General features: G+C 40.8%; 5 protein-coding genes and 1 tRNA gene. 3 read left to right on the top strand and 3 right to left on the bottom strand.

Going from position 1 to position 7,082, the window contains the following annotated elements; all coding sequences use genetic code 11:
* Positions 1 to 4 precede the first annotated feature (4 nt).
* From mnmA to purB, 3 genes are read left to right on the top strand one after another with little or no spacing between them, the layout of a single operon-like run.
* Positions 5 to 1,138: a tRNA 2-thiouridine(34) synthase MnmA gene (gene mnmA, locus A9Z07_RS15435; RefSeq protein WP_047428793.1), complete on the top strand. Its 1,134-nt coding sequence runs from the start codon at positions 5 to 7 to the stop codon at positions 1,136 to 1,138.
* A gap of 18 nt (positions 1,139 to 1,156) precedes the next feature.
* Positions 1,157 to 1,888 carry a high frequency lysogenization protein HflD gene (hflD, locus tag A9Z07_RS15440; RefSeq protein WP_004770483.1) on the top strand — a complete coding sequence of 244 codons (732 nt, stop codon included), beginning with the start codon at positions 1,157 to 1,159 and terminating at the stop codon, positions 1,886 to 1,888.
* A gap of 53 nt (positions 1,889 to 1,941) precedes the next feature.
* The gene (purB, locus tag A9Z07_RS15445; RefSeq protein WP_005258584.1) at positions 1,942 to 3,330 is read left to right on the top strand and encodes an adenylosuccinate lyase; all 1,389 of its coding nucleotides are present in this window, start codon (positions 1,942 to 1,944) and stop codon (positions 3,328 to 3,330) included.
* A 74-nt stretch (positions 3,331 to 3,404) separates the two neighbouring features.
* Here the strand turns inward: purB and A9Z07_RS15450 are convergent, their stop codons facing one another.
* From A9Z07_RS15450 to A9Z07_RS15460, 3 genes are all read right to left on the bottom strand, one after another.
* On the bottom strand, positions 3,405 to 4,856 hold the full coding sequence (locus A9Z07_RS15450; protein WP_069579757.1) for an amino acid permease: 1,452 nt from the start codon (positions 4,854 to 4,856) through the stop codon (positions 3,405 to 3,407).
* A 452-nt stretch (positions 4,857 to 5,308) separates the two neighbouring features.
* Complete coding sequence (gene astA, locus A9Z07_RS15455) at positions 5,309 to 6,346, bottom strand: arginine N-succinyltransferase (RefSeq protein WP_047428798.1); 1,038 nt, start codon at positions 6,344 to 6,346, stop codon at positions 5,309 to 5,311.
* A 584-nt stretch (positions 6,347 to 6,930) separates the two neighbouring features.
* Positions 6,931 to 7,004: transfer RNA gene (locus tag A9Z07_RS15460), tRNA-Trp, on the bottom strand.
* Positions 7,005 to 7,082 lie beyond the last annotated feature (78 nt).

Here is a 7,082-nt window from a genome sequence, read left to right on the forward strand (position 1 = left end):
TTAGATGCAACAACGTGTCATCGTCGGTATGTCTGGTGGTGTAGATTCTTCTGTTTCTGCCGCATTATTACTTCAACAAGGATATCAAGTTGAAGGTCTTTTCATGAAAAACTGGGAAGAAGATGATGGTACGGATTACTGCACAGCATTAGAAGACTTGGCAGATGCTCAGGCTGTTGCAGATAAAATTGGCATCAAACTGCATACTGCCAACTTTGCAATGGAATATTGGGATCGTGTCTTTGAGCACTTTCTCGCTGAATATGCTGCGGGTCGCACACCAAACCCAGATATTCTCTGTAATAAAGAAATTAAATTCCGTGCGTTCCTCGACCATGCCATGACTTTAGGTGCAGACTTTATTGCAACAGGTCACTATGCGCGTCGTGGTGCAAGCATGCAAAATTCGCGTGGCGAGACCTATGCACCCTTACTTCGTGGTGTCGATAACAATAAAGACCAGACTTATTTCTTACATGCGGTACATGGTCGTGAAATTAACAAGACCTTGTTCCCTGTAGGTGAAATCGAGAAACCAGAAGTTCGTCGCATTGCAGAAGAACTAGATCTGGCAACTGCCAAGAAAAAAGACTCCACTGGTATCTGTTTTATTGGTGAACGTCGTTTTACTGATTTCTTAAAACAATACTTACCTGCCCAAGCTGGAAAAATTGTTTTGGAATCAGGTAAAGAAGTTGGTGAACATCACGGCTTAATGTACTATACGCTGGGTCAACGCGGCGGTATTGGTATCGGTGGTATGAAAGGTGTGCAAGAAGGTGCATGGTTCGTACTGCATAAGGATATTGCCAATAACCGACTGGTGATTGGACAAGGACATGAACATCCATTGATGCAAAGCACACAGCTTTGGAGTGAGTCGATTGACTGGGTGGCTGGCGAACAGGATATTCCAACGACTGGTTTCCGTTGCACAGCAAAAACCCGTTATCGCCAACCTGATCAAGCGTGTACAATCTACCGCGATGAACAGACTGAAAATGGTGTGCGTGTTGAATTTGATGAACCGCAACGTGCGGTGACTCCAGGACAAAGCGTCGTGTTCTACTCAGGAGAGGTTTGCTTAGGCGGTGGTGTGATTCACCATACTAATGCACCTGAACCAGATTTTATTTAAGGAAATTGGAAGCGAAGCATGGTCGAGTTACCCTTTCAGCACACTCAAGCGTTGAATGTTAGACAAAACCGTGCTTTGGCATTGGCGGCAGTCTTTCAGGCAACTCAGCTAACGCATATGACAGCGATGGCGGGCCAACAAAGCATTGGTGATAGTGGTAATTTTTATTTTGAATTACTGATCAAGGCCAGCCTAAACATTCGCCCAACCTCAAATAAGGCGACTCAAACGCTCGATTTCTTTAATCAGCTTGCTGACATTTCCCTCGGTTTAAAAACTTTAGAAGGCTGCATTACCCAGCCTTTTAATACTGCACCGAAATCCCGAGTTCCAAAAATGTCGACTGCCAAGTTGCCAATGTCCTATGCAATGGCTTTATTGCAGCTGGAAAAGAAAGTCTACAGCAATCCTGAATACGTCAAAATTATTGAAACTGCCCAACAAAAAATCTTAAAGCAACTGTCATTTTTCGATAATAATTATTTGCACCCAAGCATTATTGCCAACCTCGCACAAACTTATGTTGAAACCGCAGGCCAAATTAATCCACGCATTTTAGTCCGTGGTAATGCGGAAGCATTTAAAGACATCAATCATACCAACCGTATTCGAGCTTGCCTGTTTACAGGCTTACAGCTGGCCCATTTATGGAAACAATCTGGCGGCAGCTCGTGGAGTATGATCTTTAGTAAACGCAAATTATTGCAAGATATTCAAGCTCTCGCTCGTTTGCAGTATCAGGTGGTATAGCCGATGCGCCAACGATTTTATTTTTATGTTTATTCCAAAATTAAGGAATCTGTATGAATGCTTTAACCGCACTCTCGCCACTTGATGGACGTTACGCTAGCAAATGCGATGCCCTACGCCCTTTTTTGTCTGAGTTTGGTTTAATCCACGCTCGTGTCACGGTTGAAGTGCGTTGGTTACAAGCACTTGCAAATCGTGCAGAAATCATTGAAGTTGCACCATTCTCAAATGAAACCAATGCAGCGCTAGATGCGATTGTGACCAACTTCTCTGAAGAAGATGCAAATCGCATTAAAGAAATCGAACGCACCACCAACCATGATGTAAAAGCAGTTGAATACTTCCTTAAAGAAAAAATTGCCAACATTGATGAATTAAAAAATGCTGGTGAATTTATTCACTTCGCATGTACTTCTGAAGACATTAACAACTTGTCTCATGCATTAATGCTAAAAAATGGTCGTGAAGTTTTAGTTGCAAGCATGAAGCAACTTCTCAATGCGATTTCAGCTTTAGCAACCACGCATGCTGAACAGCCAATGTTGTCACGTACGCATGGTCAAACTGCAAGCCCAACCACATTGGGTAAAGAGATGGCGAACGTTGCTTACCGTTTAGCACGCCAAATCAAACAATTTGAAAATGTTGAATTACTCGGCAAGATCAATGGTGCGGTAGGTAACTACAACGCTCACCTTTCTGCTTATCCTGAAATTGACTGGGCTGCACATGCACAAGCATTTGTTGAGTCTTTAGGCTTGGCATTTAACCCATACACCACGCAAATCGAGCCACATGACTATATGGCTGAATTGTTTGATGCGTTACGTCGTTTCAATACGATTCTGATCGACTTTAACCGTGACGTTTGGGGTTATATCTCGCTTGGTTACTTCAAACAAAAGTTAAAAGATGGCGAAGTTGGTTCTTCAACCATGCCGCACAAAGTAAACCCGATTGATTTTGAAAACTCTGAAGGTAACTTGGGTATTGCCAATGCAGTATTAGGTCATCTTGGTGAAAAACTTCCTGTTTCTCGCTGGCAGCGTGACTTAACCGACTCAACTGTATTACGTAATATGGGTGTTGGTTTTGCGCAAAGCTTGATTGCTTTTGATGCCTGCTTAAAAGGTGTGGGTAAACTTGAACTCAATGCTGCACGTTTAAATGAAGATTTAGACCAAGCACAAGAGGTTCTTGCAGAGCCAATTCAAACGGTTATGCGTCGTTATAATGTTGAAAAGCCATACGAAAAATTAAAAGCCCTGACTCGTGGTCAAGCTATGACGCGCGACATGATGGTGAACTTCGTTAAAGGTGACGAACTTGCTCAAGTTCCAGAAGATGAGCGTACTCGTCTAGCTGAGCTTACACCAGCAACTTACACAGGTAATGCAGCTGAACAAGCAAAACAGATCAATGATTTAATCAGCAAAATCTAACTGATGACATAAAAAAGCAGAGCTTCGGCTCTGCTTTTTTTGTTTTAAACTCGGTCCGCTCTACTCAACCCTGCTTAAACATAATCCATACTTCTGGCTTTTAATACATCCAGCTCCAGCATCTTTTTCTTTTTACGGCGATAGGCAATAAACAGACCAAAAAACCAGATTGGTGAAACCGCCAATGCAATTAAGGTATCATGATCCAATGCCAAGATAACGATGGTAAACACCAAAAATGACATCGTGAACCATGCCATGATTAAACCGCCAGGCATTTTAAACTTAGACTGCTGATGCAACTCAGGAAACTTCTTACGATAACAAATGTAAGAAAGAACAATCAGTATAAAGGTAAACACACATAAGATCGAAGTCAGCGCTGAAATGATGGTAAACGCTGTCATGACATTAGGTACAATAAATAAAATCGAAGTACCGATGGTGACGCAAGTCATGGAGAAAACCAACCCACGAATCGGCACTTTTCTTTTTGATAATTTACTAAAACTTTTAGGCGCATCATTATCCAATGACAAACCATAAAGCATACGACTGGTCGCAAAAATACCACTATTGGCAGAAGAAAGTGCCGAAGTCGCCACCACAAAATTAACCAAGCCCGCCGCAATCGGCAAGCCAATCAGTGAGAACATCTCAACAAATGGACTTTTTTCTGGTGAAATTTTTGCCCAAGAGGTCACCGCAATAATACATACCAACGCCCCGACGTAAAATAGCAGGATACGTAATGGAATTGAATTAATCGCTTTCGGCAGTGATTTATGTGGATCTTTGGTTTCAGCCGCTGTGGTACCCACCAGTTCAATCCCGACAAAGGCAAAAATCGCAATCTGGAACCCAGCCAAAAAGCCAGTGAGGCCATAAGGGAACATGGATTCAGTTTCAAATACGTGGCTCATCGAAGCCTTGACACCGCTTGGAGAAGTAAAGCCTGTACTAATTAAATAAATCCCTGCAAGGATAAATAGGATAATGGCAGAGACTTTAATTAAGGAAAACCAGAACTCCAGCTCACCAAACATCCGGACGGCGACAAAATTCAAAATCGTCAAAATCGCCAGCGAAGTAAATGCCGGGATCCAAACAGGCACATCGGGATACCAGAACTGCATGTAACCACCAATCACAATGACATCTGCGATTGCGGTAATAATCCAGTTCCCCCAATATGACCAACCCAGAAAAAAGCCAGCCCAAGGGCCTATATACGCGGTTGCAAAATCAGCAAAGGTTTTAAAATTGGTATTTGCCAGCAACAGTTCACCCATCGCCCGCATCACAAAGAAAAAGAAAAAGCCGATAATCAAATAAGTTAAAACAATGGAAGTACCCGAAACGCTCAAGGTCTTGCCAGAACCCATAAACAAACCAGTACCAATTGCACCACCAATCGCAATCATCTGAATATGACGATTAGTCAAAGAGCGTTGTAACTTTTCCTCATCCTGCTGATTCTCTGGCAGGTCTTCATCCTGAAGTTGCTTTTCTTTATTATGACTCATGTAATCCTTACTCCAACTTACAACAACCGTTATAAGCACTTGATAAAAATAAAATATTTTTAAGCTGCTTTAATATAAAAATTCCATTTCGTTCAATAAAATTATTTTAAAATGAATATTTTAGTTCATTCACCTCACCTATAAATCCTTTCGATGCATTGCTTATTGAGCTACTAAAATCTGTTCTTATTGATCAAAATTATTTTAGGCGCAAGCATCATATCCTATTCATCAGCGACTTTAGGAGCAGACCTCGCTTTTCTGCTCAATTAGCAAGCAATTAAACGTGAAATATATTTAATTATTAGAGGGATTTTTTATGTAAATAATCTTTGCTATCACCTATCCATAAGAAGTTAAAAATTTCTACTGATAGATTCACACCATAAAAAATACAATACAAGTCAAATAAATTTCACGCTTATATGCCCGAATAGCCAAGAGGCCACGCTTTATGACTTGTGATGAATATTGATATTTAACACCCGAACCGAATCACCATTTTTGACATGCAACTCACGCGCTTGCTGTTCACTTAATTTCACCTGATTATGTTCTGGATGGTTATAGATGAGGATGGCGCGATAATTGTCATAATCATCATTGGCAACGATATAAGGCTCATCCCCTACAGCAATCAGATCAGATTGCTCGACCTGCACCTGAACCACATGACTCTCTTTAATAGCCCTTAAATTTTCGATATCCGCCTGTAGCGTTGCACCACCATCAAAGATATCGACATAGCCCTTATAACGCAGCCCTTCTTCAATCAGGAGGTTATAAGCGGGAACCGTATTCGGATGCACTGCACCAATCACCGCTTTGGCCTCATCAGGCAACATATCGACATAAAGCGGATGACGTGGCATCAACTCTGCAATAAAGACTTTTTTGCCTGTTCCACTTAAATAATCCGCTTTGGCAAAATCCATATCAAAAAATTTATGGCCGACTGCATCCCAAAAAGGTGAATGTCCATTCTCATCAGAAAATCCACGCATTTCAGCAACGATCGTTTCTTCGAAATATCGTCTAAACGCGGATAGAAATAAAAAACGAACTTTGGAAAGGAACTTACCATTCTTGTTTAAGCGATAATCAGGATCTAGAAATAAGGTACAGAGTTCACTGCAATTGGTATGATTATTACTGAGATACAAGGTCGGTAGCGCTTTATAAACATTCAAAGGCTCTGAGGAATGAACTTGTGTACCGACATGAAAATTATACCACGGTTCTTTTAACCCGAGCGCCACCTCAATGCCACACACGCCCACGACTTTATTGAGAGCGGTATCTTCCAGTACAAATAAATAACCCTGCTCCGACTTATCTAATTTGCCTTCCACTGTTTTTACAGCCCGATCAATACGGGCAGCCAGCATTTCCATATCAGGTTGCAAGGAGGTTAAACCAAAACCTGCTTTTTGCGCCAAATGGTAAAGATCATGAATATCTTTCTGCTCGATATAACGAATAATCATCATGCGATTTGGTCCTTATTTTAAATCATTAAAAAATGAACCAGTCCCACAGTAACGATCTCGTTGCGTAATGCCATCCAGATTACGCTTTCCTTGCTGAACCATGCACAATACCAACATTTGTTATTCCTTAATTATTAAATTTTCCCTAGCTAGGCCAATTTTCGGCTGAGCTGACTTTAATTATGCAAGTCTTTTTTGACCACTTTCATCAACCTGAAACCAAAATCAAATAGCATCACCAGATGCATATTCAGATTGATCACTCTATTATTCAAAAACTAATTGCCATACAAAATTTAAAATTAAGCAAAAAATGAGCTGTTTTTTAGCAATTTATTCATTGACAGTGACAATGTGAAAACTATTTAAATGACTGTTTGAGGATTTATTCAAAAAATAGACTCACTTGCTCTAAAGGGAATCAACAATAATAGAAAACTACGGCTGTAATATTCGACTCATCAGAGTTTGGACTTAATGAGGTGAATAACAACAATGATGTGCAGCAACTCAAACAATAAAAATAGAATAAAATTTCAGACAATAAAAAAACCCTTGTTTTCACAAGGGCTCTTCTATTTATTTGGCAGAGGATCAAGGACTCGAACCTTGACGAACGGTTTTGGAGACCGTCATGCTACCATTACACCAATCCTCTAAACTGCATGATTAGCGCCTAACAGGTCTAACCATAAAAAAAGCAAGATGTTCTTGCCTTTTAAATTTGGTGGGGGCG

This window comes from Acinetobacter sp. YK3 (assembly GCF_001729365.1).
In the GTDB taxonomy this organism is placed as follows: domain Bacteria; phylum Pseudomonadota; class Gammaproteobacteria; order Pseudomonadales; family Moraxellaceae; genus Acinetobacter; species Acinetobacter vivianii.

What these genes read in the sequence shown, in the direction of transcription:
- astA (WP_047428798.1), bottom strand. Translation starts at nt 6,346, where the DNA reads ATGATGATTATTCGTTATATCGAGCAGAAAGATATTCATGATCTTTAC.
- purB (WP_005258584.1), top strand. Translation starts at nt 1,942, where the DNA reads ATGAATGCTTTAACCGCACTCTCGCCACTTGATGGACGTTACGCTAGC.
- hflD (WP_004770483.1), top strand. Translation starts at nt 1,157, where the DNA reads ATGGTCGAGTTACCCTTTCAGCACACTCAAGCGTTGAATGTTAGACAA.
- A9Z07_RS15450 (WP_069579757.1), bottom strand. Translation starts at nt 4,856, where the DNA reads ATGAGTCATAATAAAGAAAAGCAACTTCAGGATGAAGACCTGCCAGAG.
- mnmA (WP_047428793.1), top strand. Translation starts at nt 5, where the DNA reads ATGCAACAACGTGTCATCGTCGGTATGTCTGGTGGTGTAGATTCTTCT.